Source organism: Virgibacillus sp. FSP13 (assembly GCF_054048505.1).
The window spans coordinates 1-1,738 of record NZ_JBSVKG010000062.1 but is presented as its reverse complement, the minus strand read 5'-3'; the positions used below and the strand labels follow the sequence as shown (position 1 = coordinate 1,738).

Here is a 1,738-nt window from a genome sequence, read left to right as displayed (position 1 = left end):
GGAGTTATCATGAACGAAACTCGCCCCTTCATCGTAACAACGTAGATTAATTTGGTAATACTGAATAACTAGTAAGAAATACCAAAACAGAGCTACAATACGAAAGGAGCCAGTACTGTGAATTATAACACAAAATACGTAGGTTTAGACGTATCAAAGGACAATATTGCGGTTGCGATTGCGGAGGAGGGTCGTTCTAAACCAAGATATATTGGCACGATTACCTATACGGTAGAAGCAATTAGAAAACTAATGAAAAAATTAGGTGAACCGGAACAACTTCAGGTTTGTTATGAAGCTGGACCAACTGGATATGGACTCTATCGACTTCTTAAGAGTATGGATATTGAATGTGAAGTAATTGCACCATCGTTAATACCACAAAAACCTGGAGAACGGGTAAAGACCGACAAGCGTGATGCCATAAAACTTGCAACACTTTATCGCGCTGGAGAACTAACACCGGTCTATGTACCAACAGAAGACGATGAGGCATTACGTGATTTAGTTCGAGCACGCGAGGATGTAAAGGAAGATGAATTAAGAGCCAAACATCGATTAACAAAATTTCTACTGAGAAATGAAATCAAACCGCCTCTAGGCACTAAAAAATGGACCGTAAAATACTGGGATTGGCTGAATAAATTAACATTTAAGCGTTCCGCATCTCGGGTAGCATACCAGGAATATCTGCAGCAACTAAAGGAATATCAGCAACGAATAAAAATATTAGAGCAAGAGATTGAGGATCAGGCAAAAGCTGGTGTCCACGCACCCATGATCCAAGCGCTTATGACATTACGAGGTGTAGCGGTTATTACAGCTACTAGTTTGGTTGCAGAAATCGGGTCATTTAAGCGATTCCCGGTTCCAAAGCAATTTATGGCATACAATGGACTGGTACCGAGTGAAAGTTCTAGTGGTATGACACGTCATTTAGGAGAAATAACGAAAACAGGGAATCGGCATGTACGGAGATTGTTGATAGAAGCCGCGTGGAGCTATAGATATAAACCTGCAGTCAAAGGAGAATTGGCAAAGCGACAAAAAGGACAACCAAGTCATATTTTAGGAATATCGTGGAAGGCCCAGAACCGATTGCACAAGAAATATTTCCGATTGATGGGTCGCGGTAAAGAAAGTGGCAAAGCAATTACAGCAATTGCGCGAGAGCTTGCAGGGTTCATATGGGCAATTGCGCAGGACGTTGAAGGAAAAGCTGAATAAGTAATTGTATGACGATTAGCTAATGTTTAAACAGAAAGAGGAAAGGGGCTGAATATAGGGCTCGAAGGCAAAGATAAAAACCGTAAAGGAGTACTCACGACGTAGACTTGTGCTAGCCATCAAATGGTGAACGCACGCGAGGAGTTCGTGAAAGATCCTGAGACGGAAAGATAAAATGTGAAAACCCACGTATATCAGTGTGCCAATCGGCGTAGAGATTTTTGCCTTCGTGCCGTGTATTTATCTCCTTATATTTAAGAAAAGGGGGTAACCGTTCCTTTTCCTAGCTATTTAAGAGCGTTTCAGTTTCCAGATTGATTGTCAAGGAAACCACTTGACAATCAATCTGGAAACTGAAAAAGAGTCAGCAAGCTAGGAAAAAGGAAGTGTTGAACTACTTCATAATAAAGCAAAAAAAGAGCCAAAAGGACTCTTCTATTAAAGTTGCCCAAAAAACATATTATAAAAAAAGTGTGAGGGGGGACTTGACAGTTTCGTTCATATCAGTCTA

General features: G+C 40.8%; 1 protein-coding gene. It reads left to right on the top strand.

The genetic code is table 11. The features are described from left to right. Positions 1-117 precede the first annotated feature (117 nt). Complete coding sequence (locus ACW2QC_RS20145) at positions 118-1,227, top strand: IS110 family RNA-guided transposase (RefSeq protein ID WP_457545711.1); 1,110 nt, start codon at positions 118-120, stop codon at positions 1,225-1,227. Positions 1,228-1,738 lie beyond the last annotated feature (511 nt).